Source organism: Paenibacillus sp. FSL R7-0302, from assembly GCF_038006885.1.
In the GTDB taxonomy this organism is placed as follows: domain Bacteria; phylum Bacillota; class Bacilli; order Paenibacillales; family Paenibacillaceae; genus Paenibacillus_AQ.
In genome coordinates this window covers 4,740,854-4,767,131 of the sequence record NZ_JBBOWB010000001.1, presented here as the reverse complement: position 1 = coordinate 4,767,131, position 26,278 = coordinate 4,740,854, and the positions used below count along the sequence as shown (strand labels likewise).

Annotated in this window: 19 protein-coding genes; 16 read left to right on the top strand and 3 right to left on the bottom strand. The window is 55.2% G+C overall.

Annotated features, from left to right (window positions below; genetic code table 11):
- Positions 1 to 6: 6 nt before the first annotated feature.
- Genes MKY96_RS20530 through MKY96_RS20520 form a run of 3 tightly spaced genes read left to right on the top strand, consistent with a single transcriptional unit; the run spans position 7 to position 4,368 of the window.
- A complete protein-coding gene (locus tag MKY96_RS20530; RefSeq protein WP_340942818.1) occupies positions 7 to 1,923 on the top strand; it encodes a cache domain-containing sensor histidine kinase in 1,917 nt (638 codons plus the stop codon).
- Positions 1,910 to 3,541: a response regulator gene (locus MKY96_RS20525; protein WP_340942815.1), complete on the top strand. Its 1,632-nt coding sequence runs from the start codon at positions 1,910 to 1,912 to the stop codon at positions 3,539 to 3,541. Before MKY96_RS20530 ends, MKY96_RS20525 begins: the two co-directional genes overlap by 14 nt.
- Positions 3,538 to 4,368, top strand: a complete 831-nt coding sequence (locus tag MKY96_RS20520) for an AraC family transcriptional regulator (protein ID WP_340942812.1) — start codon at positions 3,538 to 3,540, stop codon at positions 4,366 to 4,368. Before MKY96_RS20525 ends, MKY96_RS20520 begins: the two co-directional genes overlap by 4 nt.
- On the opposite strand, the gene MKY96_RS20515 is transcribed toward MKY96_RS20520, so the two are convergent.
- Positions 4,355 to 5,863 (bottom strand): FAD-dependent oxidoreductase, encoded by a 1,509-nt coding sequence (locus tag MKY96_RS20515; RefSeq protein WP_340942809.1) that lies wholly within the window; start codon positions 5,861 to 5,863, stop codon positions 4,355 to 4,357. The two genes, MKY96_RS20520 and MKY96_RS20515, sit on opposite strands and share 14 nt — an antisense overlap.
- A gap of 230 nt (positions 5,864 to 6,093) precedes the next feature.
- On the opposite strand from MKY96_RS20515, the gene MKY96_RS20510 reads away from it, so the two are divergent.
- The 6 genes from MKY96_RS20510 to MKY96_RS20485 all read left to right on the top strand — a co-directional run bounded on the left by MKY96_RS20510 (position 6,094) and on the right by MKY96_RS20485 (position 13,480).
- Positions 6,094 to 7,317 carry a glycoside hydrolase family 130 protein gene (locus MKY96_RS20510; RefSeq protein WP_340942805.1) on the top strand — a complete coding sequence of 408 codons (1,224 nt, stop codon included), beginning with the start codon at positions 6,094 to 6,096 and terminating at the stop codon, positions 7,315 to 7,317.
- 145 nt (positions 7,318 to 7,462) lie between these two features.
- A complete protein-coding gene (locus MKY96_RS20505) occupies positions 7,463 to 8,881 on the top strand; it encodes an ABC transporter substrate-binding protein (protein ID WP_340944669.1) in 1,419 nt (472 codons plus the stop codon).
- 68 nt (positions 8,882 to 8,949) lie between these two features.
- Positions 8,950 to 9,849 (top strand): carbohydrate ABC transporter permease, encoded by a 900-nt coding sequence (locus MKY96_RS20500; RefSeq protein ID WP_339254781.1) that lies wholly within the window; start codon positions 8,950 to 8,952, stop codon positions 9,847 to 9,849.
- A 13-nt stretch (positions 9,850 to 9,862) separates the two neighbouring features.
- Positions 9,863 to 10,762, top strand: a complete 900-nt coding sequence (locus MKY96_RS20495) for a carbohydrate ABC transporter permease (RefSeq protein ID WP_076079695.1) — start codon at positions 9,863 to 9,865, stop codon at positions 10,760 to 10,762.
- Between the two features lie 34 nt (positions 10,763 to 10,796).
- The gene (locus tag MKY96_RS20490) at positions 10,797 to 12,185 is read left to right on the top strand and encodes an FAD-dependent oxidoreductase (protein WP_340942803.1); all 1,389 of its coding nucleotides are present in this window, start codon (positions 10,797 to 10,799) and stop codon (positions 12,183 to 12,185) included.
- Complete coding sequence (locus MKY96_RS20485; RefSeq protein ID WP_340942800.1) at positions 12,182 to 13,480, top strand: SGNH/GDSL hydrolase family protein; 1,299 nt, start codon at positions 12,182 to 12,184, stop codon at positions 13,478 to 13,480. The genes MKY96_RS20490 and MKY96_RS20485 overlap by 4 nt, the downstream gene beginning before the upstream one ends.
- A gap of 618 nt (positions 13,481 to 14,098) precedes the next feature.
- Here the strand turns inward: MKY96_RS20485 and MKY96_RS20480 are convergent.
- Positions 14,099 to 15,505, bottom strand: a complete 1,407-nt coding sequence (locus tag MKY96_RS20480; RefSeq protein WP_340942798.1) for a transposase — start codon at positions 15,503 to 15,505, stop codon at positions 14,099 to 14,101.
- A 513-nt stretch (positions 15,506 to 16,018) separates the two neighbouring features.
- On the opposite strand from MKY96_RS20480, the gene MKY96_RS20475 reads away from it, so the two are divergent.
- The 7 genes from MKY96_RS20475 to MKY96_RS20445 all read left to right on the top strand — a co-directional run bounded on the left by MKY96_RS20475 (position 16,019) and on the right by MKY96_RS20445 (position 25,461).
- A complete protein-coding gene (locus MKY96_RS20475) occupies positions 16,019 to 17,026 on the top strand; it encodes a glycoside hydrolase family 130 protein (protein ID WP_340942795.1) in 1,008 nt (335 codons plus the stop codon).
- Between the two features lie 487 nt (positions 17,027 to 17,513).
- Positions 17,514 to 19,322 carry a cache domain-containing sensor histidine kinase gene (locus MKY96_RS20470; protein WP_340942793.1) on the top strand — a complete coding sequence of 603 codons (1,809 nt, stop codon included), beginning with the start codon at positions 17,514 to 17,516 and terminating at the stop codon, positions 19,320 to 19,322.
- A gap of 3 nt (positions 19,323 to 19,325) precedes the next feature.
- Positions 19,326 to 20,957 carry a response regulator gene (locus tag MKY96_RS20465; protein WP_340942791.1) on the top strand — a complete coding sequence of 544 codons (1,632 nt, stop codon included), beginning with the start codon at positions 19,326 to 19,328 and terminating at the stop codon, positions 20,955 to 20,957.
- A gap of 172 nt (positions 20,958 to 21,129) precedes the next feature.
- On the top strand, positions 21,130 to 22,518 hold the full coding sequence (locus MKY96_RS20460) for an ABC transporter substrate-binding protein (RefSeq protein WP_340942789.1): 1,389 nt from the start codon (positions 21,130 to 21,132) through the stop codon (positions 22,516 to 22,518).
- 106 nt (positions 22,519 to 22,624) lie between these two features.
- Complete coding sequence (locus MKY96_RS20455; RefSeq protein ID WP_340942787.1) at positions 22,625 to 23,527, top strand: carbohydrate ABC transporter permease; 903 nt, start codon at positions 22,625 to 22,627, stop codon at positions 23,525 to 23,527.
- Between the two features lie 14 nt (positions 23,528 to 23,541).
- Complete coding sequence (locus MKY96_RS20450; protein WP_340942786.1) at positions 23,542 to 24,378, top strand: carbohydrate ABC transporter permease; 837 nt, start codon at positions 23,542 to 23,544, stop codon at positions 24,376 to 24,378.
- Positions 24,379 to 24,453: 75 nt separating this feature from the next.
- On the top strand, positions 24,454 to 25,461 hold the full coding sequence (locus tag MKY96_RS20445; RefSeq protein WP_340942785.1) for a glycoside hydrolase family 130 protein: 1,008 nt from the start codon (positions 24,454 to 24,456) through the stop codon (positions 25,459 to 25,461).
- Positions 25,462 to 25,838: 377 nt separating this feature from the next.
- On the opposite strand, the gene MKY96_RS20440 is transcribed toward MKY96_RS20445, so the two are convergent.
- Complete coding sequence (locus MKY96_RS20440; protein ID WP_340942784.1) at positions 25,839 to 26,198, bottom strand: hypothetical protein; 360 nt, start codon at positions 26,196 to 26,198, stop codon at positions 25,839 to 25,841.
- Positions 26,199 to 26,278: the final 80 nt, after the last annotated feature.

The window sequence follows — 26,278 nt, the reverse complement described above, 5'->3', positions numbered from 1 at the left end:
GTACATATGTCAGCACATACGTCAGCGCATACGTCTGTACATACGGTAGATCCATCGTCCGCATACGGTGAATCTACTTTTTCATCTGCTGTGTATTGTCGGAGCGGACGTTCAGGTGACATAATCGAAGAGCAGAGCATCTGCACACAGGAAGGCGTGAAGGACTTGAACTATTTCCGGAAGCAATCATTCAGCAGCAAACTAAAAACCGCATTCTTGGCCGTGATCCTCCTCTCCGTACTGATGACCGGGGGATTGTCGTATTCCATCTCGGCGGCGACTCTGGAGAAGAATGCGCTGAAGCTTACCCAGGATAACGTTGTCAAATCGGCGCAGATTATCGACGAGAAGCTGAACAAGCTGATGCTGATTATGATGACCTTTATGATCAGCCAGCCCTTTCACGATATGATGAGGGATGTCGTCACCGGGGACACGGGCCGGTATTATACTCACCTGAATGATCTTGATAACGTTTTCTCACAAGCGCGGATTGCGGAGCCGCTGATCCATTCGATCTATGTGTCCACGCCGATCGGGGAGTTCTACCCTTCCTCGATGAACCGGAACCGTCTGACGGAGTTCAAGGATACCTTACTATATGAGCGGATCGAACAGGAGAAGAAGAATTCATGGGTGGAAGGCCATGAGGACATGCTCTTCTCCGGGAAGGAACGGGTGATTTCACTGATTCTGGAGCCTATCTTTGATACAGCGGTCCGCGGGGTCTATATTATCGTCAACATCCGTGAAGACGGCTTCCGCAAGCTGGTGAGCGGGGACACCGGCGGAGGGGCGCGCAGCTTCCTGCTGAACGCGGCAGGCAGTCCCGTCTATTCTGTGAAGGACCCGCTCGTTCTGCAGGCGGTGGAGGGGAGTGATCTGACCGGAATGATCAGCAGCAGCCGGGATCTCAGCAATACCTTCAAGCTGGGAGGCGAATCGTATCTGCTGAACTATGCCCATCTGGGCATTGCCGATTGGACGATGACCACGATTCAGTCCAAGGCCGGTGTGCTGAAGGATATGATCTACGTGAAATGGCTGCTCGTGGTGGTAGCCCTCTTCGCCTTCACGGTTACAATGATGGTATCAGGAGCCTTTACCCGTTATCTGCTGCGTCCGCTGCAAGGTCTGATGAAGGTGATGAGGCGGGTGGAGAGCAATGATCTGACTGCCAGATTCGAGAGCGGGAGCGGGGACGAGCTGGCCCAGGTCGGGATGCGGTTCAACCAGATGCTGGAGCAGATTGTAGTGCTGATCGGAGAGGTCACACAGGCGCAGACCAATAAGCGCTCGGCAGAGATCAAAGCCTTGTCGGCGCAGATGGACCCCCATTTCCTGTACAACACGCTCAATACGATCTACTGGAAGCTCAATCTGCAGCAGGTGAAGCAGTCGCAGAGCATGGTCATGTCGCTGTCCCGGCTGTTCCAGCTCGGGCTGAACAAGGGGCAGGAGATCACTACGCTGTCTAAGGAACTGGAGCATGTCCGCATGTATCTGGAGCTGCAATGCAGCTGCTATGAAGGGTTATTCCGTTATGAGATCTTTGTCGAGGATGAAGCGCTGGTTACCCTGCCGATTCCGCGTATTCTGCTGCAGCCGCTGGTGGAGAACAGCATTCTGCATGGCTTCCGCAACCGGGAGAGCGGGGGGCAGATCGATATCGAAGTCTTCGATGAGGGAGCACGCTGGTGTCTTAAGGTCAGTGACAATGGAGCTGGCATGGACGAGGAGGCGGTCCGTGCACTGTTCCGGCGGGAATCGGAGAAGGGCTATGCCGTATCCAATCTGATCCGCAGGCTGCAGCTCTACTATGGGGACAGTGCAGCATTACGGGTGGACAGCGGCCTTGGCCGGGGGACGGCGGTTATCATATCTTTACCCAAACGGGAGGAGCATCAGGATGGACGATCATAGTGTAACCCTGTGTATCATTGATGATATTAAAAGCGTCGTGGAAGGCCTGACCTGCATGAATTGGGCGGAACACGACATCCGGGTGGCAGGAACGGCGGCTAATGGTGAGGATGGGCTGGACCTGATCGCGAAGCTGCGCCCGGATCTGGTCATTACGGATATCCGTATGCCGAGGATGGACGGGCTGGCCATGCTGCGTGCCGTACTGGAATACCACCGGGACTGTAAAATCATTCTGGTCAGCGGGTATGCCGACTTTGAATATGCGCAGCAGGCGGTACAGCTCGGAGCGTTCGACTTCGTGGTCAAGCCGTTCACGGAAGAGGAGATCATGAAGGCGGTGCTGCGGGCGAAGTCGGAGATTATGGAGGCGCGTTCCAGACAGGATACCCTCCGGGAGATGGAGAACAAGTTGCGGGAGAGTCTGCCGGTGCTGCGGCAGGAATATTTCGCTCTGCTGGTCAGCCACAGAACGTCGTGGGAGCAGGCGAAGGCGCGCTGGGAATTCTTAGGCATCGATCTGAACCCCAAGGGGTTCGTGGTGATGCTGCTGGAGATCGATCACTTTCAGGAGCGGGCAGCAGAGCTGTCCATCCGCGAGGTGGAGCTGATCCGCTTCTCCCTGCTGAATATCACCCAGGAGACCATTGCCGGGTATACGCGCTGCGTGGTGTTCCGCGCCAAACATAACCGCTATCTTGCGGTGATGAATGACTGTGGTCCGGCCAGTGCAGTGGAGATTGCCGAACGCTGCTGCAAAAACATTGAACGGTATACCAAGTTCACGGTATCGGCCGGGGTCGGAGGCCGGGTGGAAGAGACCAGCGAGCTGCCGGATTCCTACCGCCAAGCGCACCGGGCGCTGGCTCACCATCTGTTCACCGGAGGCAATGCGGCCATTATGTATACAGATGTTCACCAGAACGGAAGCCAGGAGCCGCTGGCGCTGGAATACAAGGACGAGCTGCTGCTGGCGCTGCGCTCCGGCAATGTCAGCCGGACTGGCGCGATCCTCTCAGCGATCTCAGAATCGCTGCAGAATCTGAGCTCCGGGCACAATCCCGATTATTTGCTCGTTCTGTATGAGGAGCTGGCCGCATCAGCGATCCGCACCTTCTATGAGCTGGTTCCGTACGGGGAGATTCAGCCGCTGATCCAGCGGTTCCGGGCGGTGCAGGGAACAGCGGGACTGCCGCTTGCCACTCTTCAGCGATTGCTGCTGGAGCTGTGTACAGAAGGGGCCGCCCTGGTGCGCAGAAGCAGCTTGTCGGAAGGGCAGAAGGTGATCTATGAAGCGGTAGAGTATATCAAAGGCCGTTTGTCCGAGGACATCACGGTCGGGGAATGTGCGGCACATGTTCATCTCAGCCCCAGCTATTTCTCCAGCCTGTTCAAGAAGGTGAACGGAGTGACCGTTACCCAGTATATTACCGCAGAGCGTATTCACCGGGCCAAGCTGCTGCTGGTGGAAGGGGCGCAGGTGCAGGAGGTGGCTGCCGCTGTGGGGTATGAGGAGCGCAGATATTTCAGCGAGATGTTCAAGAAAATCACCGGCCAGACGCCGTCGGAATTCAGGGCGGGGTACCACCCGGACCGCCACGAGGAGTCCTACCCGTGACAGCGTCCGATCCGCAACGGTGCAGCGTCCTGTATGCCAATTACTTCACACACACGCAGCCTCACTCCGTTCAGTATCAGGACGGGTTATCCTTCTATCTCTTCAGACTTCAGATGGAAGGGACCTGTCGTGCGCTGGTAGGAGGAGTGTACGAGACGATCATCCCCGGCGATCTGCTGATCTATGCTCCGGATCAGCCGTACGAGCTGATCGTACAGCCCCGCAGCTATCCAGGCTCTGGCGGAGTTCAGCCCGCCTCGGATTATTTCCTGATCGCCAGCGGCGAGTGGCTGGACTCGTGGTGGCAGGACCGCAGGCTGCCGGCCCGGACGAATATCGGCTTCGATGATACGGTCATTACCCTATGGAAGCATATTGCCGGCGAGAAGAGGAAGGTGATGCGGCATCAGGAGGAGCTGCTGGATTATTTGCTTAGAACGTTCTGCCTGACGCTGGAGCAGGTGATCCAGGCACGGCGGCGCACCAAAGGGGCGGAGACTGCCTACAAGCTGAAGCAGTTCATTGACAATCATGCCCATGAACCGCTCAGCCTGGAGCAGATCTCCGCCTCCGTAGGGTTAAGCATCTCCCGTGCTTCCAGTCTGTTCAAAGCTGCTTTTGGCCAATCGCCATTCGCCTACTGCATTGATGTCAGGCTGAAGTCTGCCGAGCAGCAGGTGCTCTACAGTACACTCTCACTGGAGCAGGTTGCCGACAATACGGGCTTCCAGAGCTACGCCCATTTCTGCCGGATGTTCCGGGAACGGTATGGCGCTCCCCCGGGAGAGTACCGGCGCAGCTTCGGCTTCCGGTTCAATCCCGGGTGAGTCCGGTGGTGTAGAGCACCTGATTGGACGCAAGGAGTAAGGCTTGCAGCCGCTCATACTCCACATCCTGAACCACGCCGTCCGCCTCAAGCGCCAGTACAGCAGCGGCGGCCGCCGATTGTCCCAGAATCATGAAGACCGGCTCCATCCGGATGGAGCCGTAGGCCGCATGAGTGGCCGACAAGCATACCGGTACGATCAGGTTGGTGCATTCGCTGCGTTTCGGCACCATCGCCCGGTAGCTGATCGGATAAGGCTCGTCCAGCCGGATGTAGAATCCGCCCTCTGTGCTGACATGCCCGTCTTCGTTCACATAGTATTGCGTATGGTGTGAGTCCATGGCGAAGGAGCCCATTCCGGCGGAATCCGGCACAGGGTGCCTCCGCCTTACATCATGCTCCGTCACCACATAATCTCCGCTCATTCTGCGGGATTCCCTGATGTAGAGCTGGGAAGGCCAGTGGCCGCTGTCCGTGAATTCATCGAGCGGCAGGCCCCACGGCTTATAGGCTTCCCGGATCTCCTCCGGCACCCGCAGATGGTTCTGGATCGTCCAGACATATCCCTGCTGGTAGATGCGGTGGGCCTCCCATATCTGTTCCCGCGCCGCATAATCCGCCTCTGGATAGCAGTGGTTCATCCCGTTGTAATCGGTAGAAATGCCGCTGTTGTTATTGGAATCGGTCTTGTCCGCAGTGACCCGGTTCAGCTTGAAGAAGCGTGAGCGCTGCCCCTGCTCAATGGCCCGGAATAGAATCTCATAATCGGCTTCGTGATAGCCCTCAGGCTTGCCGACCATCATCCGGTTGTCCGGATTGTCTGTCAGACACATGCGGAAGTTATAGGCTTGCAGCTTACGGTCCCCCTCGCCGGCATCACCGCCGCGATCCGCTTGGACACGCGGGAGTAGTCCGCTCGAAGGCACTCCTTTGATGACATAGGGGTCAATTCCCGGAGGGAGTTCGTTCAGTTCAGGTCCGGGCTGAATGCCGTTTAACGTCTCCCCGTACTGTGCGTTCGGCTCCCGGCCGACCACATAGGACACGCCGGAATGGCCCATCAGGTCTCCCTCGTAAGAGGCGTCAATGAACATTTTACCGTGATAGACCTTCCCGGATTCCATAGTAATGGAGGTGATTCTTGCGCCTTGCCGGGTTACCCCATTCTTAAGCTCCAGCCTTTCCCCGCAGACGACTTCAAGATGATGCTCCGCCACCCAGTCCTGCAGCACCTCAAGTGCAACCTTGGGCTCGAACAGCCAGCACACCCCGTCCTGCGCATATTTCTGCGCAATCCGCTGATAGAATTCCAGAGACAGGCCGCCGACTGCCTCTTTCATTCCCACATCCGTATCCCCCAGCCCTCCGGTGGTCATGCCGCCGATCCTCCGGCTCTGCTCGATAACTACCGCACTTTTCCCCATGATAGTTGCCTGGACAGCCGCTGTAATGCCTGCAGCCGTTCCGCCGTATATGACAAGATCATACTGTTTCATCCGGCTCATCTTCCTCCTTGGTAACGATTTTGCCTGCAAAAATGATTATAAGCCGCTGCCCGGACCCGCGTGAATGATGGATCTTCCTGATTCAATTGACGGATCTTACTGTTTTGCCCGGAAGGCCGGTTTCAGGGGAAAAGTCTTTTGAATTCGCGGATGGTCTATGATAAGTTGTTTGCTGAAAAACGGAATATGCCCCTGCTTCAGGAGGCGGACCAGGAGGAACTATGAAACCACAATTTCGCTATTTGGACAAACCGGCGCTTGAACCTGTACCAGGCTGTGACTGGGCGGACAAAATGGTTCTGAATCCGGCGATCATTCAGGACCCTGACTCGGATGACATTCATATGCTGTTTCGGGCAACCGGCCCGTGGCCGCAGAAGAGAAGAGAGGGCTGTCATGATCCCTATCCGATTTTTTTGGGCTATGCGCGGAGCAGGGATCGGGGAGAGACCTGGGAGGCAGATTTTTCAAGACCAGCTCTGGCTCCGGCCCTCGGGTATGAAGAGGATGGATTGTACATCACGGACATTTACGGAAAAAGAGTGCGGAATTATGCCAACGGTTGCGTGGAGGACCCCCGTATCTTTTATATCGGGAACGAGCTGTATGTCACGGTGGCCTGCCGGGCCTTTCCCCCTGGCCCCTACTGGCTTAGCAGCCAGCAGCCTCCGGTCCAGACGCGCTTTGAATATGTGCCCGATTGGATCTTCGGGGGAGAGAGCCCAGACCCGTTCATTCAATCGGCCCGGGCGAATGATACGGTCAGCGTTCTGTTCAAGCTGGATTTAGCCAAGCTGAAGGAGGGAAAATATGAAGACGCTTTCGGGTACGTAGGCCCGCTTACCGAGGGGCATGTCAGCGATAACCGCGATGTGTTCCTGTTTCCTGAGAAGATGAGGATTGAGGGGAAGTGGCAATATGTGATGCTGCACCGGCCGATGAATGTCCTTCCTTTTGCCGGAGGGGAGCGGGCGGGCAAGCCTTCTATCTATCTGGCAGCGGCAGAATCGATTGCAGATTTCGCTTCACCTGCAGCAGTCCACCGGCTGCTGGCCAGTCCGCTGTTCGATTGGGAGCAGAACCGTGTGGGGGCAAGCTGGCCGCCGGTCGCCCTGGGAAATCAGGAGTGGCTGGTGGCTTATCACGCGAAGAAGAATGTGCAGTTTGGATATACGCAGTCCTTCATGATCCTCAGGGAGCAGGAGAATGATTTTCCGGTTATCATTCACCGGTGCTCTGACCGCCTGATGTACGCCGAGCGGGATTGGGAGATGCCGGAGGATTACCCTACGCCTTGTCTGTTTACCACGGGAGGCATTGTTATGGGGGAGGATTTAATCATGTCTTATGGCGCTGCGGATCAGAAGGTTGGCATCGCCTGGGTTCATTTTGCGGAATTATTGGAGTATATCCGGACATTTGATGAGAATGGCATTCTGCTGTAACGGGAGAGCCCGGCCGCTGCTGCCTGCCGCAAAGAATAGAATTCTGTCCCTCAAGAGTGAGTCTGCCGCACTCCTTTTGCGGGAGGGGTGGCCTATAATAGAGAACGAGCTCACAATACAAATGTCAATCAAAGGGGTAGAACGTATGCAGAAAAAATGGTTAGGCCTCAGCCTGAGCCTCATGCTGGCCGCCGGTATCGCCGGCTGCGGCGGGAACGGGAACAATAACAAGAGCGGCGGTGCGGCAGAGGGAACACCCGGAGCGGCAACAGCGAGTCCGACAGCTTCGGCCGCAGCAGAAACAGGCGAGCCGGTACAGCTTAAGTACTGGACGGATGACCGTCATGACCAGGAATATATCAAGGAACTGATCAACAAGTTCAATGAGACGAACGGCGAGAATATCCAGGTGGAACTGACAGTCATGTCTGAGAATTACGCGCAGAGCGTTGACATTGCCTTCACCAGCAACCAGGCACCGGATATCCTGCGTCTGAAGAGCGGCAACACCCCCGAATTTGTCAAAAAAGGCTATCTGGCTCCGATTGACGGTTACCTGACCGACGAGATCAAAACGAAATTCGGCAGCCTGCTGATCGATAATGTCAACCGTTTTGACGGCAAAGTGTATTCCTTGGCCAATACCGGCCTCACCCTGCGTCTGATCTACAATAAGGATCTCTTTGACAAAGCAGGCATCGCGAATCCTCCGGTATCGTTGCAGGAAATGGTCGATGACGCCAAAAAAATCACTGAAGCCGGCAAAGCCGAGGGCATATACGGCTTCGCGCTGAACTTCAAAAGCCCGAAGGCGGCCTTCGACCGTTCGATCCGCGAGATTCTCTCCTTGAGCGGCTACCAGGGCCTTGGCTTTGACCTGAAGACAGGCCAGTTCGACTTCGCGCCTTACTCTCAGGTTATCGAGTATTTCAAGCAGATGTACGAAGACAGAAGTATTCTGCCGGGGGCGGAGACACTGGATATCGACCCGCTGCGCGCCCAATTTGCCGCAGGCAAAATCGGCATGTACCTCAGCTTCTCGACGGAGCCGGGCGTATACCAGGACCAGTTCCCGACAGAGATCAACTGGGCAGGTGCGCTGGCCCCTACGCTGGACGGGCAGATTAAGGGAACCTCGGAGATCGTATCCGCCGGCACCTGGCTCGGGATCAGCGCGAAATCGGCGCATCAGGAGGCCGCCTGGAAATTCATGCAGTACATGTACGGCGACGATATTCTGAAGACGTATCATGAGAAGGGCTTCGGGATTGCTGTAGTGCCGAGTATTGTGGAGCAGGCTCAGAAGCCGGAAATTGGCGGTATGGAAGGCTTCCTGGTCGGTGAGCATGACTCGCTCTGGCCTGCTGTGCCGAACGTCACGCCGGAAGGCTCTACCTATGCGGATGCTTTCTTCAAGTATATGCTCTCGGGCGGGGATGCCAAGGCCATTGCTGCTGATCTGAATACAAGATACAATGACGCATTGTCCAAAGCAGTGGAGAAGGGTGAGGTTACCGTTACACCGGACCCGGCCTTTGATCCAATGAAGCCGCAGGGAGAATAACGGGTTACACAGGGGCTTGTACGGGATTCCCGGATCAGCCCCTTTGCTTTCCCTGAAGGAGACTAATTATGATTTACAAATGGAAAAGACTTGGGGAGAATTCCCTGTTCCTGGCACCGAGCATCATTCTGACACTCACGCTCGGCATCTATCCTCTGATCTGGATGCTGCGCTATATGTTCTATGATTATGCCGGATACGGCGAGGCGCTGTTTACCGGGCTGGACAATTTCAGCCGGCTGCTGCGGGATACCCTGTTCTGGGAATCGGTCGGCAATACCTTCGTTTTTGCCGGAGGGAAGCTGTTGCTGACCCTGCCGCTGTCCCTGCTGCTGGCCGTTATTCTCAACGGCAGACTGCGCGGGTCGAATCTGCTCCGGGGCATTTATTTCATGCCGACGGTTATAAGTACCGCAGTGATCTCTGTTGTTTTTTATAACATCTTCAATTCCTATAACGGGATGGTTAACACAGTTCTGATGAAGCTGCATCTGGTCTCCCAGCCGGTCGACTGGCTTGGTCCGAAGCACGCCATGCTGACGGTTATTCTTGTGGCCGTATGGGGTGCCGTCGGGAACTATATGCTGCTCTTTCTCGCCGGGCTGCAGAGCATTCCGCAGGACTTGTACGAGAGCGCGTCCATCGACGGAGCGAACGCCGGAAGACGCTTCTGGAATATTACGCTTCCGATGCTGGCTCCGGTAGCCCAGATGGTCATTATGCTGGCGATTATCGCTTCGCTGAAGGGCTATGAGAGCATCATGGTCATCACCGAAGGCGGACCGATCGGCAAAACGGAAGTCATGTATCTCTATCTCTACAAGCTGCTATTCCCTGTATCCACCGGTTCACCGGTAACGCAGCAGCTCGGTTACGGCAGCGCCGTGGGCTTCGCCACCGCTGTGATTGTCGGAGCGGTAACCGGCCTGTACTTCTTCTTCAGCCGCAAAATGAACAAGGTGTATTAGGAGGCTTATCCAAATGAACGAATCTGTGATATCCAAGCAGCCCGCAGGGCGGCCGCAGACGGCTGGCCGGACGCCCGGTTTTGCCGGAAGAATCGTGACCCGGACCGTGATGTGGCTTTTCCTGCTGGCAACGGCGGTCCTGACCCTGTTTCCGCTGCTGATGACGCTGACCGGTTCCTTGAAGACCGGGGCAGAGATGATGACTGGCGGAACCCTTTTTCCCGCCAAGCTGCAATTCAATAATTATGCTGAAGCCTGGAAACAGGCCAATTTCGCCCGCTATACCTGGAACAGCGCTTTTATGAGTGTGATGGTGACGGTGGGGACGCTGCTGGTGGCCTCGATGGCTGCTTATGTGGTGGACCGGCGTGATTTTCCGGGGAAAAGAATCTATGTCACAGTGCAGGCGTCCATGATGTTCATCTCGGTCGGGGCCATAGTCCTGCGCCCGCAGTTCGATCTGATGGTTGCGCTGCATCTGAATACGACGCTGTGGGGGGTTATTCTGATTCTGGTCAGCGCCCATTCCAGCACCTTCTTCATGCTGCAGGGCTTTTTCAAGGCGATTCCCCGGGAGCTTGACGAGGCGGCCATGGTGGACGGTTCCGGCTTCATCCGTACGTTCTTCCGCATCATTCTCCCGCTGCTGACTCCGGGGCTTGGCGTGGCTGGATTATTCGCCTTCCGCCATGCCTGGAACGAATACATTCTGCCGCTGGTCTTCACGATGACCAATCCGCAGCTGCAGACGCTGACCGTCGGGCTGGCGAATCTCCGCTACGGCTCATCGGCTGCGATGCAGATTCATCTGATGATGGCCGGGGCTTGTCTGTCCATTCTGCCGATGCTGCTGGCGTATGTATTAGCCAACAAGACCTTTATCCAGGTGACGGCCGGATCGGTGAAGGGGTAATAAATCTAAAGTCATAGCGTATAGGAGGATAAAGATGAATTACGGACATATTACAGTGCCGCAGGCAGAGGTGCCGGTCTCCTGCGAGGTGGATGTGCTGGTTATCGGCGGCGGGGCGGCAGGGATTGCCGCCGCGATCTCCGCTGCCGAAGGCGGAGCAAGCACCATGATCGTGGAGCAGCGCGGGTATCTGGGCGGAATGGGCACCGTGGCGCTGGTGCCTGCCTTCTGTCCCTATACGGACAAGGTTAAGCCGATTATCCGCGGCCTCGGCCTGAAGCTGATGGAGCGGATGAAGCAGGCTTGTGATCCGGGCTATCAGGAGGAATACCGCGAGCAGCTGGACTGGGTGCCGATTGATCCTGAAGTGTTGAAGCGCGTCTATGACAGCGCTGTGCTGGAGAGCGGTGTGACGCCGCTGTTCCATACTTTTGTCTACGATGTGGTGCGGTCGCCGGACGGCCAGACAATAGAGGGCGTAATGATTGTTAACAAATCCGGGAGGTCCTTCATCCGCTGCCGTTATATCATCGACTGCACCGGAGACGGTGACATTGCTGCCCTGTCGGGCGTGCCTTTCCAGAAGGGCGGCGATGACGGAGAGCTTCAGCCGGGTAGCATGTGTTATCTGCTGGCGAATGTAGACCGTCCCAGCTTCAGCCGCTTCCTGGCGGAGACGGGAGATACAGGTCAATTGCACCGGACCGTGGAGCAGGCCATCCTGGAGGGAGCTCTGCCGGAAGGCCGCAAATCCATCTCCGGCCTGGCCTGGGTGAGCGATCAGCTGGTCGGCGTGAACTTCGGCCATGTGTTCGGGGTGGACGGAACGAAGGCCGAGGACCTTACACGCGGAGCCATTGAGGGCCGCCGGACGGTGCTGCGGCAGCTTGAATTCTTCCAGAGGTATGTGCCCGGCTTCGAACAGGCGCATCTGGTGGCAAGCGGAGAGCAGCTTGGCATCCGGGAGACGCGGCGCATCCAGGGCGATTATACGCTGACTGTGGACGATTTCGTGGCCGCACGTTCTTTCCCGGACGATATCGCCCGCAATGCCTACTACATTGATATCCACTTGGCGACCAGCAAAAGTGATATGACCTTCAATCATCTGCCGCCGGGCGTCTCCCACGGGGTGCCTTACCGGGTGATGCTTCCGGTGGGCATCCGCAATCTGTGGGTAGCGGGACGTTCCGTGTCCTCGGACCGGGCGGTGCAAGGCTCGCTGCGCGTCATGCCGAACTGCTTCTCGATGGGCCAGGCCTGCGGTACGGCAGCAACGCTTGCGCTCCGGGACGGCACAGACTCCCGCAGCATTTCGATTCCTGAGCTGCAGCAGCGCCTGCTGGAGCAGGACGTGTGGCTCGGGGAGAATTTCGCTTCCGGGGCAACGGCTCAGGATGCGGAAGCGGGGCAGGCGCAGTGAGCAGTGCGAAGAATGTGAAGAGCGAGAAGGGCAAGAAGAGTGAGAAGAGCGTGAAGAGCGCGGAGAGCGTGGAGAGCGTGAAGAGCGCGGAGAGCGTGAAGAACGTGGAGAGCGTGAAGAGCGCGGAGAGCGTGAAGAACGTGGAGAGCGTGAAGAGCGCGGAGAGCGTGAAGAGCGCGGAGAGCGTGAAGAACGTGAAGAGCGCGGAGAGTGAGAAGAGCGTGAAGAGCGCGGAGAGCGTGAAGAGCGCGGAGAGCGTGAAGAACGTGGAACACGAGAAAAGTGTGAAGAATGTGAGGAGCCTTCCTTTGCGGGAGGAGTGGTTTCATGGGGCGGTCTCGCTGGAGCAGCGGCAGGAGGGCATCAAGCCCTGGCGGATTCCCTTCCGGGACTACGACTTGTATCCGCCAGATGGGATCGGCGGCAAGGCGGAGATCTGCTCCGGTATCCGGCTGCGGCTGGCATCCGGCTCGGAGACCCTCCTCCTCTGGTTTGAACCACTTGCGGAGGACGCTTCTCTGGATTGTGTGGCTGACGGTAGTCTGGTTCAGACGCTCACGCTTGCTGCGGGGGCTAGAGAGGCTCGTTTCACCGGGCTTCCCCCTGGAGTGAAGGAACTGGATATCTATCTGCCGCAGAACACCGGTATGACTATCAGCGGTCTTGCGATTGATGATGACGCTGTTGCTGAACCGCTGGCGGACCTGAGGCCGCGCTGGGTGACGTATGGAAGCTCGATTACCCAGTGCGTGGCAGCTTCTAGCCCGTCGCGCACCTGGCCGGTGATCGCCGCCGGGGAAATCGGCTATCACTTGACCAATCTCGGCTTCTCCGGCAACTGCCTGATGGAGCCGATGATAGGCCGGCTAATCCGGGATCTGCCGGCTGACCTGATTACCCTGTGCGTTGGCGTGAACATCTATGGCGCAGCGTCCTCCAACCCGCGGATGTTCAAGCCGCTGCTGATCGGTCTGCTGGAGACCATCCGGGAGAAGCATACAGAGACCCCGTTGGTGGTCATCTCGCCTATCTACGGAACGGAGCGTGAGACAGAGGAGAACCCGCTCGGCTTCACCCTGCCGCTGATGCGCGGGGAGATCGCGGAGACGGTGAAGCTGCTGCAGGCGCGGGGAGACCGCCATCTGCATTACCTGGATGGTCTGGAGTGGTTCGGTCCGGCGGATGGAGAGCTGCTGACCGATGGCCTGCACCCCGGCCCCGAAGGCTATGAGCTGCTGGGCAGCCGCTTCGGCAGCAGGCTGGCGGCTGCGCTCCGGGGCGAAACGCTGGATTAGTACAGCATCAGATTTAGAACTGTAAGAATGAACCTCAGGGGTGTTAAAGTCTGAGTATGAACATCGAGCTAGTATTAGGCTGATCCTGCACCCGTTGCCGACTTTTACTCTTACATGTAAATATCTGATTGTATTTCCTGCAATAGAAAATGGATTACAGACCGTAAAATGAGATTCTATTGTATTTTATACAGTAGAATGTTGTGTTTTGGGTGAAAACTGGCCTTTGTTCAACATTCAATTGTACGGAATACAATAGATTCTCTTTCGAAGCCTTTCTTACAGTATTCTAATGTACAAAATGCAGTTACTATCGTTCCAGCGCCTAAGCATCCGAATGACTGCTGTGCGAATGAGACGCTGGCTCGTTAAGGTCTGGTAATGGTCCCATTTTCACAATATTAAATCTGATGCTTCACCAGTAGAGCATCCAATCTCACTCTGAGGGTTTGCTATGACCCGATTAAGTACCAGCAATAGGCTTAAGTGTATTTTGTACAACTAAATCTTCTGATGTACCGCTGAATATGTATTTAGTTGTATTTCAGAGTCAATTTCATAATTCAATTTGTTAAATAGCAAGATTAGGCCAAAATCTAAGGTCACATTTTTAAAAAATCAGGCGATTTGCTGGGAATTCCTCAACTGCTGGTTCAATTTGTCTAACGCAAACTTACTCAAATTGTACGCGAGCGTACTGAGCTGGAAATCGACACTTGCCCGGACACCGCGGTGGCGTGTGCGCTTCATCCCGAAATACTCTTTGAGATAGGCAAATACACGCTCCACGGCCGTACGCTTCTTGTACAGTGTTGTAAAACTTTCGCTACCTCTGGCGGGATAGGTGTGTAAACGCAAATCCGTTTGGATTCGAATTTTAAACACTTTTTGGCATTCGGTACCGGAAAGCGCACAGCCTTTGCATTCACTAGGCCGGGTGTACTTCAGGGTCTCATATTTGGCATCAAAACTGTCGTAACGGTACGCATGCCCTTGAGCGCACACCGGCGTGTAATCCAGATTCATTCCCGCAGGCGGGTCTTTGTGGTGAATCAGGGAAATCGCAGGATAGGCGCCGAGCGAATGAATCAGCTGGTAGACCGCCGCGCAATCGTACCCCTTGTCGCCCAAGATATGCTTGACCTTTAGCATCGGAAACTTCAGGAGCAGGCCTTTGAGAAGGACGACCGCCATACGCTGGTCATTCGGATTGGCCGAACTAAAGAGGCCGCTGAGGATATACTGGCTGTCCGTGTCGACCAGCAGATTCGCCTTGAACCCGTAATAGCTGGTCATTCGGCCCTTCGTATTTTTCTTGTCACAACGCGCAGCATGCCGGGGCAACGCGGTCAGTAGTTCATCGTACGGGTACGGCAACATCGCTTCAATGGTTTTCTGGAACGGTCCGAGACTTTGTTCATAGGCTTCCATTTCCTCGCGCCGACGTTCCTTTTCCGCCTGGGATGGACGGCCGGGCTTGCTATATCTGGGTTTCTTCAGCGGCTCGTTCGCCACCTTAGGCTCAGGCTCGGGATGTTCGAGCTGAATTTGCTCGGCCACCGAAGCTTCGCCTTTCTTTTGCCCCCGGCGAGCCGCACGACGCTTGGAGGCCGATTCGCTAAATTGGCAATCCCAAGCCTCGACCATGGAGGAATCCACAGCCAGATGGGTTCCGCTCACAAAGCCTTCTTCTAGGGCAGACGTGACTAGGCGATCCTGAAGTTGTTCCAGCATTCCCGTTTGCTCCAGCGCATGAATCAAACGGGAATAGGAGGCCTGACTTGGAATGTTATCCGAGCCGGTGAACCGGCACTGGACTCGAAATTCGTTGCTATGATTCAGTCGCCGGACCAAGGCAGAGACAAACTCGATGTTCTCCATTTTTGCAATCAGCAGCGAGTAGATCATGGCAGGTACGTTTAATTTTTCAGGCCGTCCGCGATGGTTCTTTTTCCCCAGTGCGAACAGAACTGGAGCTAAATGTAAGTGTTCAAAGATTTGGCTGTATTTATCTTCTGGACTCATTTGGAGCAATTCCTCGAAGGAAAACAGTTCTTCTTGTCGAATAGAATAGATGGGGATTACCTCTTTTCTTCTCGGGTGTTGGTTTCGTCGCCTATAACTTCGAGAATTTGGGGAGGTACTCCTTTTTCTATGCTCAAAAAAACCAGGTATAGCAAGGGTTTTGAATTATGAAATTGTCTCTTTCATACATTTAAACTGGCATCCCTACCTGGGTTATCGCCCATTCCGGCAGATTTAGTTGTACAAAGTACAGCTAGAAGAGGCGAACCTTTCTTTTCACGGTTTTTAGATGTACAGAATACAACTACCGCCGAATACTCGGTTCAAATGCAACTTTAACGTTACCATAATTATTAACTAAATTCAGTCCTTGTGTTCTAATGCTCTACTAGCTGAAAATGGAAGATTTCACGTGAACATTTTATAGATTAACTATGCAAGATGATGCATAATAGGGATGCAAAGACACTGGTTGCGCTTTCATCTATTAAACTACAGAGGGGAATCTGCACAATGAACGATCTGACAACAGGCACGCTGACTTCAAGTCCGGTAATGGTCCGGCATCCGCTTAACCCGATTCTGAAGCCTTCTGATGTACCCTATGGACCGGCCATGGTATTCAACGCCGGGGTGACAAAATTCAAGGGCAGATATGTCATGGTGTTCCGCAATGATTATGGCGATGAGAGCAAGGGAATCGTGGCTCCTCATCATACGACCAATCTGGGCCTGGCCTTCAGCGATGACGGCGTAAGCTGGGAGGTACAGCCGGAGCCCTGCTGGTCCTGGCATGATGAAGAGGTGGTCCGGGTGTATGACCCGCGCCTGAGTGTCGTTGGAGACCGCTGTTATATGTGCTTCGCAGTTGATACGCGTCACGGGTTGCGCGGCGGGATCGCTGTCACTGACGATTTCCGTTCGTTTGAAGTACTAAGCCTGTCGCTGCCGGATAACCGCAACATGGTGCTCTTCCCGGAGATGGTCGGAGGCAAGTATGTAAGACTGGAGCGCCCGCTTCCGGTCTACAGCCGGGGCGGCCGCGACCGCTTCGATATGTGGATGAGCGATTCCCCGGATTTGAAGTACTGGGGGAATCATAAGCTGCTGCTGGCCGTTGAGCAAGTGGCTTATGCCAATGACAAGGTAGGTCCCGGTGCGCCGCCGGTGAAGACGAACAAGGGCTGGCTGACCACCTTCCATGCGGTGGACCTCGACCCTGCCCGGGGCAAGAACGGCTGGGAGGACAGCTGGAAGAAGCGTTACACCGCCGGCATTATGCTGCTGGATCTCGAAGATCCCAGCAAGATTATCGGCCGGGCGGAAGCTCCGCTGCTGGTGCCGGAGGCGGTGTACGAAACTTCGGGCGGCTTCCGCAACGATGTCATTTTCCCCGGCGGGATGATTCTGGAGGACACCGGAGAGGTCAAAATCTATTACGGTGCGGCCGATACTGTGGAATGCCTGGCCACGGCCCATGTGGACGATCTGCTCCGGCTCTGCCTGGAGCCACAGAGATAATTAGACCGGTTGTATAGGCAGGGGGACTTCCGTTATTGGGGGTCTCCTGCCTTTTTTGTTGAGGAAATTATGATTTGCGCCCCCTATGGATAGGTATGTACGCGTAAAAATGTATAGAGGAATGCTGCAAGAAGTGCAACAATACTGCCCCATAGAAGCGGTCTAAGCCGGAATCCTGCACGAAATGCAACAAATTCAGCGATAACTTGCTCTAGACACATAAATTTGTGCAAAAAATGCAACATTTTACTTTAGCCCCGTAACATTTATAGATAAATACTGCAAAAACTGCAACAATTCTGCTCCATCCAAGCAGCCGTGAGAGAAGTCGCCAGCATCCCTTACCCGCAGGATGATTGTGTTCTAATACGCGGCGGAATCCGCCGAATTATCATGCCCTGTCTTGACGCCGGGCCGGAGCAGTCGTATCGTACAAGTGACAAGAACTGACAATCATAGGGTGATACATGTTCAAGAAGGGGGAAATATGAATACATTCACAGCCTATGTCCGGCAGCTCCGGCGGCAGATCGCCGGCAGGTATTACCGGATATCCATCAAACAGAGGATTCTGTTCTCGTTCATCGTGCTGATCACGCTGTCCATCAGTGCAATGGGCACCTTCTCGTATTGGATTGCCGCGCAGGAGATCGAGGATAATGCCTACGCCGGCAGCCGGGAGACCGTAAGCAAGACGGCCCAGCTGCTGGATTCCCGCCTGAATGATGTGGCGCTGTCCGTGCAGTCCCTGATGCTGAGCGATGCGTACCGCAAGATGATGCTCGATGTGTTCAGCCATGAGGTGTCCAATTACTATGTACATTTGTCGGATCTGCAATATGTGCTCTCCCAGGCAATGTTCAATCAGCCGATCATTGAGAGTGTGCTAATCGTAACCCCGATTGGCGATTTCTATCCCACTACGCAGATCCGGGCGCAGGACAACTCGTTCTACGGCTCGGAATTATATGATCTGAGCAAGGAGCAGCCGGGCGGCTACTGGGCCAAAGGACATTATGACCGGTTGTTTACAGGCAGCCAGCGGGTGGTCTCCTTCATAGTCCGGGGAATTTATGAATACCCTTACACGCCGATCAGCAATGTATTTATTGTGGTCAATATCAGGGAGAGCCGGATCGATGAGTTGCTGAATCAAGGCGGAGAACAAGCAGGGAGGAATTATTATCTGGTGAGCGGGGAAGGAGAGGCGGTGTTGGAGTCCCGCTGGCCGTTCCGGGGCAGATTCCCCTGGAAGCCGGTGCTCGCCGGAGCCGGGAAAGCGGCCGATCCGCAGGATCACTACTACAGCTATGGCGGCAAGGAATATTTGGTGAATTATACAAGCTCAGCCGCATCACCCGACTGGATCATCTCCGGCATGCAGTCGCGGGACCAGCTGCTGGGCAAGCTGCAGCGGGTGCAGCGCATTACCTTTTATGTCATCGTTGTCTTCCTGCTGATCACCTGGCTGATCTCCAATCAGCTGACATCTGTGCTGCTGAAGCCCCTGTTTAAGCTCCGGCGGCTAATGCGCAGAGTCGAAGAGAACCAGCTCAGTGTGGTGTATGAGAGCCGTTATGAGGACGAGGTTGCCCAGGTCGGCTTTCAGTTTAACCGGATGATGTTGGAGATTCAGGCGCTGATCGCGGATGTGAAGACCAAGGAGGAGGACAAGCGGCATGCCGAGATCCGTGCCCTTACGGCGCAGATGGAGCCGCACTTTCTGTACAATACGCTCAATACCATCTATTGCAAATCGGTCATGGGCGAGAATGACGATGTGAATGAGATGATCCTGTCCTTGTCGCAGATGTTCCAGCTCGGGCTCAGCGGCGGCAAGGATATGATTCCCCTTGGGGATGAGCTGTCCCACATGCGGCAGTATTTCGCCATTCAGCAGAAATGCTATGAAGGATTGTTTGAATACACGGTGACGGTGGAGGATGAGTCACTGCTTACTTGTCTGCTGCCCAAAATTATCCTGCAGCCGGTGGTGGAGAACAGCATCCAGCACGGATTCAGTGACCGGACTATAGGAGGCAGGATAGACATCACGGTCAGCCGGGAGCAGGGGCTGCTGCATATTTGCATTACCGACAATGGACGGGGGCTTGACGCTGCACGGGTCAAGCAGGGGATGGCCTCGGCTCCGCAGTCGAGGAAAGGCTATGCCCTGTTCAACATCAGGCACCGGCTGGCCCTGTATCACGGGGACGAAGCCCGTATGGATGTGGGCGGCGAGCCAGGTAAGGGATCACAGACGGATCTGTGGATTCCGCCTAGGGAGGAGAGATGAAGGATGGACCGGAAGCAGGAGCCGGAAAGGTTCAAATTATGTGTAATTGACGATATCAAAAGTGTGGTGGAGATGGTCTCGCGCAAGCCGCCGTGGCAGGAGCACGGTATTGAGGTCGCCGGTACGGCGCTTGACGGTGAAGCGGGGCTGCAGATCATCCGCGAGACCCGGCCCGACATTGTGCTGACGGATATCCGGATGCCAAGAATGGACGGCCTGCAGATGACCCGGGCGATTCTGGAGGTGCTGCCGGATTGTAAGATTATTATCCTCAGCGCCTACTCGGAGTTCTCTTATGCCCAGGAAGCCATCCGGCTGGGGGCGCTTGATTTCGTGAAGAAGCCCTTTTCCCTGGAAGAGATTGTGAATGCAGTGCTGAAGGCCAGGGAGCTGTGCCGGGAGGAGCGTCAGGAGACCGCCAGACTTGCTGTGATGGAATCCAAAATCAAGGAAAGTCTGCCTATCCTCCGCCAGGAATACCTCACCTTCCTGCTGCACCACCAGACGACAGAGGCGGATGCCCGTTCCCGCTGGGCCTATCTCGATATCCCGCTGGACCAGCATGATTTCTTCGTGTTTGTCGCTGAGATTGATCATTTCGCGGAAAAGCTGAGCGGGCAGCCTGTGCAGGAGGTCGAGCTGCTAAGGTTCAGCCTGCACAATATTCTCGAAGAGACGATTTCCGCCTGGACCCGCGGCGTTATTATCCGGGAGTCGACAGACCGGTACGTCTGCATCATGAACGGCTCGGACCCGGAGACCGCCGCGCGGATTACGGAGGCCTGCTGCATGAATGTCAGCCGCTTCTCACGTCATACCATTTCTATTGGCGTGGGTCTGGGTACGGCGGCGATTCAGGAGCTGGGCACGGCGTACAGGCAGGCGCTCAGCGCGCTGGGGTATCATTTCTATACGGGGGGCAACGGGGTATATCATTATAGCAATATTGAGAACAAACCACTCTCGCTTCACAGCTATTCCGCCGCCGCCGAGCAGGAGCTGCTGTTCGCCCTGCGTTCCGGTAATTCTGTCAAAAGCCTTCAGATGCTGGACCAGCTATTCTCGGAGCTGCTGGACAGCGGGCTTTTGCCTGAGCCGCGTTATGTTGAAAGTGTCGGCTATGAGCTGGGCTCCAGGATCTGCCGGGTCCTGCTGGAGCAGTTCCCTTACGGGCAGGTGGAGCCGCTGGAACTCCGAATTGCCGCCATGAAGAACCAGGTGCATCCATCCCTGCAGGATATCCGGGAACTGCTGTCCTGGCTGTGCCGGGAGGCCTGTGCGCTGGTGGAGGAAGCCCGTTCTCAGGAATCCACGCGGATTATCCGTCAGGCCGTCGAATACATCCATAGTCATCTGGATACGGGGCTGTCGCTGGAGCAGGTGGCGAAGCAGATTAACCTCAGCCAGGGATATTTCTCCAATCTGTTCAAGAAGGTGCAGGGGATTTCGTTCCAGCAGTATGTGATGCATGAGAAGATGGAGAAGGCCAAGGCGATGCTGATTGGCGGCCGGCAGGTTCAGGAGATCGCCCAGGATCTCGGGTATGAGCACAGGCGTTATTTCAGCGAGGTGTTCAAGAAATATACCGGCATGACCCCGTCCGAGTTCAAATTGCATTATCTTGGAAAAGAATAGAAATCAGCAGGGGAGGAATTTCCGCGGGGCGGAGATGACCTCCCTTAACTCTATCTAACTCCTGCAGAAACCTGCCCTTAATGTGGGCTTACCCGCCTTATCCGTTGTGTCCAATCCATCTATAATCAGGTTGTAAGTGAATACAGCAGGGATATATAAGGGGGAACTACCAATGATGAAGCGTACGCTAATAACATCTCTGAGCCTGGTCCTGGCACTTGGCCTGACAGCCTGCGGCAACGGCAACGGTAACGGCGGCAACGCAGTTGAAGGCAAGGGAGAAGGGGTGAAGGCTGGTTCGGGAGAAAAAACTAAAATCAGCTACTGGACAGGCGACCGCCATGACGCGGATTTCATAAAGGAGAAGGTAGCCGAGTTCAACGCATCCAATCCTGACGGGATCGAGGTGGAGCTGGTCGTTAAGGGAGACGACTTCGATACCGCACTTGATCTGTCCTTCCAGACCTCCGATGCGCCGGATGTGATCCGGGTGAAGGAGAATACCATCCAGACCTTTTACAAAAAAGGCTTTCTCGCTCCCATTGACGAGTTCCTCACCGATGAGGTGAAGACGAAATTCCCGGCTATGCCGGATTTGAATGAATTTGACGGCAAGCGTTACAGCCTGCCTAACTTCGGAACGACCATGCGTCTGGTATACAACAAGGATCTGTTCGCCAAAGCAGGCATTGAGCATCCGCCGACCACTCTGCAGGAACTGGTGGATACAGCCAAGAAACTGACAGCAGCCGGCAAGGCGGATGGTGCTTACGGCTTCGCCCTGAACTTCAAGAACCCCGGCAGTGCGTTCGCACGTTCGGCGCGGGTGGTTGCAGAGATGAGCGGCTATGGCGGCTTCGGGTATGATTTCAAAACGGCCCGCTTCGACTTCAGCGGCTTCGAGCCGATCATCAATGCCTTTAAGCAGATCAAGGATGACGGCAGTATGCTGCCGGGTGTAGAATCGCTGGATATTGACCCGCTGCGGGCGCAGTTTGCGGAAGGCAAGATCGGAATGTACATGTCCTACTCCTCGGAGCCGGGCGTCTACAAGAATCAGTTCCCGGCCAAGATTGACTGGGCGGCCGCTCCGGTTCCGACCATCGACGGCAATGTGAAGGGGGCTTCCGGCTTCCTCGGGGGCCAATGGCTGGCGCTCAGCTCGAAATCAGAGCACAAAGAAGCAGCCTGGAAGTTCATGGAGTTCATGTACGGCGATCAGGTGCTGACGGATTATCAGGAAAAAGGCTTCGGCATCTCCATGGTTCCATCCGTCAGCGCAGCCGCCAAGACACCGGATGTGAACGGCATTGAAGGCTTCCTGCCGAACAAGCACGATGGAGTGTGGCCGGTCTATCCGTCTGTAGCCCCGGAAGGAATGAAATCGGATGACGCCTTCTTCAAATATATGCTGAACGGCGGCGACCTGAAGGCGATTATCGCTGATCTGAACAAACGCTATAATGCTGCACTGGACAGCGTGATTGCGAATGACGGCGTGAAGGCCGAGCCGGATGCCGGCTTTGATCCCGCCGCGCTGGGCGGCAAGTTCGCCAAGTAGATCGAAGGTTAGGGATAGAGATACAGGCCGGGATAGCGGGGGATGAGGGAGCAACTCTCTCATCCCTCTGCTCTGGCCGTAAGGGAGAGGAGCCGGAAGAAACCAGATGAACAAAACAAAACATGCCTTATTTTCATATAGCTTTATCTTTCCAAGTGCCTTGCTCACTGTGGTCCTTGGAATTTACCCGATTGCCTGGGCGTTCCGCTATATGTTCTATGATTACAAAGGGTTCGGAACGGCCCGGTTTACCGGTCTGGCTAATTTCAGCCGCATTCTGAAGGACACCCAGTTCTGGGATTCGGTGGTGAACACATTTGTCTATGCAGGCGGCAAGCTGCTGATCACCATTCCGCTGGCCCTGCTGCTGGCAGCGATATTAAACCGGGGGCTGCGGGGCAGACAGCTGCTGCGGGGGATTTTCTTCATGCCGACCGTTATCAGTACAGCCGTAATGGCCGTAGTCTTCTTCACGATTTTCAACTCGTATAACGGAATTCTCAACCAGTTCCTGATCCGCTTGGGCCTCACAGATTCCGGCGTGGACTGGCTGGGGCCGAAATATGCCATGCTCACCGTCATTCTGGTTGCGGCCTGGGGCGCGGTCGGCAATTATATGCTGCTCTTTCTCGCCGGTCTGCAGAATATTCCCGAGGATGTGTATGAGGCCTCTTCTCTGGACGGGGCAGGGAAAATTCAGCAGTTCCGCTATGTCACTCTGCCGATGCTCGGGCCTGTCATGCAGATGGTTATTATGCTGGCGATCATTACAGCTCTGAAGGGCTACGAGAGCATCATGGTTCTGACCGAAGGCGGTCCTGTAGGCAAGACGGAGGTCATGTTCCTGTATTTATACAAATTATTCTTCCCTGTCGGCGGGGGCAGCGCGGCGGTTCAGGTCCAGGAGTTCGGATACGGCAGTGCGGTCGCCTTTGTGTCTGCGGTCATCGTAGGGATGATATCACTCATTTATTTCTACGCATCCAGACGCATGAATCAGACCGATTGAGGAGAGAGGCTATTATGAGACTAAGAACCATACTGGGCAAAACAATCCTGTGGACTTTTTTGCTGTCGTTTGCTTTTATCACCCTGATTCCTGTTGTGATCACTATTCTCGGCTCCTTCAAGACGAATGCCGAGCTGACTGCGGGAGCGACCTTCCTGCCGGATAGCTGGCACTTCTCGAACTATGCCGAAGCCTGGTCGCAGGCGAATTTCTCCAGATATACATTGAACAGTCTGCTGGTGTCTCTGGCGGCAGTGGTAGGCACGCTGCTGGTCTCCTCCATGGCGGCTTATGTGGTGGACCGGATGGATTTTGCCGGCAAAAAATTGTATATCGGACTGCAGTCCTTCACCATGTTCGTGGCTGTAGGGGCGGTTGTGCTGCGTCCGCAGTTCGATCTGATGGTTAAGCTTCATCTGCATAGCAGCCTGTGGGGCGTTATCCTGATTCTGATCTCTGCCCATGCTTCGATCTTCTTCATTCTGTTCAGCTTCATGAAGGGAATTCCCCGCGAGCTGGACGAGGCGGCGCTGATAGACGGCTGCTCCCCCGGCCGGACCTTCTGGCGGATTATTCTGCCGCTGCTCGGACCCGGACTGGGCGTAGGGGCCCTGTTCACCTTCCGCGGCGCGTGGAATGAATATCTGCTGCCGCTCGTGTTCACGATGACGAAGCCGGAGCTGCAGACGCTGACCGTCGGGCTGGCGAATCTGAAATACGGGATTTCGGCCGCTTCCCAGACCCACTACATGATGGCGGGAGCTTGCTTATCCATTCTGCCGATTCTCGTCGCCTACCTGTTTGCGAACAAATCCTTCATGCAGATGACGGCCGGTTCCCTGAAGGGGTAGCTGTCCGGCCTTGCACATAACAATCAACATTCAAAACACAACATTCCACATTCAATATTCAAGGAGGTACACCCCATGACTCAACACGTTCCGGCGATTCTGCAATCCGCCCCGTTCATCCGGCGGTATCCCGGCAATCCGGTGCTGGATGCAGCGAAGGTTCCTTACCCCACCGCACTGGTATTCAATGCCGGTGTAACGAAATTTAACGGCAAATATGTGATGATCTTCCGCAACGATTACGGCTCACTGGACGATCAGACGCTGGAGCCGCACCACACTACGGATCTCGGCATTGCTTACAGTGACGACGGTCTGAGCTGGACCGCCGGCCCGAAGCCGGTGTTCAAAATGCATGACGAGGAAATTATCCGCGCCTATGATCCGCGCCTGACCGTGCTCGGCGGCCGCTGTTACATGTGTTTTGCCGTGGATACGCGCCATGGCATCCGCGGCGGCATTGCCGTTACCGATGATCTGGAACACTTCGAGGTGCTCAGCCTGTCTACACCGGACCTGCGCAATATGGTACTGTTCCCCGAGACCATCGGCGGCAAGTATGTCCGGCTGGAGCGTCCCTTCACGGTGTACAGCCGCGGCGGCCGGGACCGCTTCGATGCCTGGATCTCCGAGTCGCCGGACCTCGTGCATTGGGGCAACTCCAGCCTGCTGCTCGCTGTCGAGCAGGTGCCGTTTGCTAATGATAAGGTCGGTCCGGCTGCACCTCCGGTCCGGACAGACAAGGGCTGGCTGACCACCTTCCATGCGGTGGATGTGGACCCGGCCAGAGGCAAGCACGGCTGGGAGGACACCTGGAAGAAGCGCTATACCGCCGGAATTATGCTGCTGGATCTGGAGGACCCCCGCAAGGTGATCGGCATGAGCAGGCAGCCGCTGCTGGCACCGGAGACAGATTATGAGATTGGCGGGGGCTTCCGCAATCATGTGATTTTCCCCGGCGGGATGATTCTGGAGGATGACGGCGAGGTCAAGATCTATTACGGCTCTGCGGATACGGTGGAATGCCTGGCTACGGCGCATGTGGACGATCTGCTCCGGCTCTGTCTGGAGTCAGGGGAATAATAAGATGGAAGCTAGCTGAAGGCTGAAAGGTGGAACAACATTGGGGCCATGTGCCATGATTGGAGCGGCGTGCGCGGAGATTGTGCATGAAGTGCAACAATGCCGGCTCAATAGGAGTGACTGTGGGGAGATCGCACAAAGTGTAACAATGCTAGCTCAATAGGAGCAGCCGTAAGGAGATTGTGCATGAAGTGCAACAATTTAGCTACATAGGAGCCGCCAGCGCAGGAATCCTGCACAAATTGCAACAATCCAGCTTCATAGGAGCCGCCAGCGCGGAAATCCTGCACAAATTGCAACAATACAGTTCAAATTAGCACCGGTTCGCCGAAATTCCTGCAAAAGTTGCAACAATAGCTCCACAGCCAGTAACCAATTTAGAGAAATCCTGCAAAAGGTGCAACAATGCGGCTTACTAGGAGCGACTTGCGCGGAGATTGTGCAAAAAGTGCAACAATGCCGGAGACAACCAGCACCGTAAGCGGGCTGAAGTGTACAAATGCACCTGATTCGGCCGGAAGCAGGCGCAGGGCGGAAATGAGGTGTATAAATGCACCAGATCCAGCCGGAAGCAGGCGCAGGGCGGGAATGAGGTGTATAAATACACCAGATCCAGCCGAAAGCAGGCGCAGGGCGGAAATGAGGTGTATAAATACACCAGATTCAGCCGGAAGTGGGCGCAGGGCGGAAATGAGGTGTATAAATACCAATGTCATTAAGTTAAGATATAGAGCCAAAAACAAGAAAAAGGCAGGTTATCGAAAAGATAGCCTGCTCTTTTTTTGCACAAAAAAATCTTGACAATCCGTAGAAAACG

Coding starts and splice junctions, on each gene's coding strand:
- MKY96_RS20530 (WP_340942818.1), top strand. CDS start 7: ATGTCAGCACATACGTCAGCGCATACGTCTGTACATACGGTAGATCCA.
- MKY96_RS20525 (WP_340942815.1), top strand. CDS start 1,910: ATGGACGATCATAGTGTAACCCTGTGTATCATTGATGATATTAAAAGC.
- MKY96_RS20515 (WP_340942809.1), bottom strand. CDS start 5,863: ATGAAACAGTATGATCTTGTCATATACGGCGGAACGGCTGCAGGCATT.
- MKY96_RS20510 (WP_340942805.1), top strand. CDS start 6,094: ATGAAACCACAATTTCGCTATTTGGACAAACCGGCGCTTGAACCTGTA.
- MKY96_RS20505 (WP_340944669.1), top strand. CDS start 7,463: ATGCAGAAAAAATGGTTAGGCCTCAGCCTGAGCCTCATGCTGGCCGCC.
- MKY96_RS20500 (WP_339254781.1), top strand. CDS start 8,950: ATGATTTACAAATGGAAAAGACTTGGGGAGAATTCCCTGTTCCTGGCA.
- MKY96_RS20495 (WP_076079695.1), top strand. CDS start 9,863: ATGAACGAATCTGTGATATCCAAGCAGCCCGCAGGGCGGCCGCAGACG.
- MKY96_RS20490 (WP_340942803.1), top strand. CDS start 10,797: ATGAATTACGGACATATTACAGTGCCGCAGGCAGAGGTGCCGGTCTCC.
- MKY96_RS20480 (WP_340942798.1), bottom strand. CDS start 15,505: ATGAGTCCAGAAGATAAATACAGCCAAATCTTTGAACACTTACATTTA.
- MKY96_RS20475 (WP_340942795.1), top strand. CDS start 16,019: ATGAACGATCTGACAACAGGCACGCTGACTTCAAGTCCGGTAATGGTC.
- MKY96_RS20470 (WP_340942793.1), top strand. CDS start 17,514: ATGAATACATTCACAGCCTATGTCCGGCAGCTCCGGCGGCAGATCGCC.
- MKY96_RS20465 (WP_340942791.1), top strand. CDS start 19,326: ATGGACCGGAAGCAGGAGCCGGAAAGGTTCAAATTATGTGTAATTGAC.
- MKY96_RS20460 (WP_340942789.1), top strand. CDS start 21,130: ATGATGAAGCGTACGCTAATAACATCTCTGAGCCTGGTCCTGGCACTT.
- MKY96_RS20455 (WP_340942787.1), top strand. CDS start 22,625: ATGAACAAAACAAAACATGCCTTATTTTCATATAGCTTTATCTTTCCA.
- MKY96_RS20450 (WP_340942786.1), top strand. CDS start 23,542: ATGAGACTAAGAACCATACTGGGCAAAACAATCCTGTGGACTTTTTTG.
- MKY96_RS20445 (WP_340942785.1), top strand. CDS start 24,454: ATGACTCAACACGTTCCGGCGATTCTGCAATCCGCCCCGTTCATCCGG.